General features: G+C 72.6%; 1 protein-coding gene. It reads left to right on the top strand.

Going from position 1 to position 266, the window contains the following annotated elements:
- The coding region (locus tag AC0IYH_RS31980) for an aldehyde dehydrogenase family protein (RefSeq protein WP_471838308.1) at positions 1–266 on the top strand (266 nt) is incomplete at both ends.

A 266-nucleotide genomic window follows, 5' to 3' on the forward strand; every position in this document is an offset into this window, starting at 1 on the left:
GCCTGCACCAGCAGCAGCCGGAGCGCCGCCGGGGTCGCGTCGTCGTTCCGCACGGCGGGGCAGCGTTGCTCGGCGCTCCGGCTGCTGCTGGTGCAGGCGGATGTGGCCGACACCGTCATCGGCATGCTGAAGGGCGCGATGGACACGCTGCGGCTCGGCGCGCCCGGCGATCCGGCGACCGATGTCGGTCCGGTCATCGACCGGTCGGCGTACGACCGGCTGATGGGCTATCGCGACAGCGTCCGCGATCGCTGGGTGAAGACGGT

The organism is Pseudomonas sp. AC463, assembly GCF_979253585.1.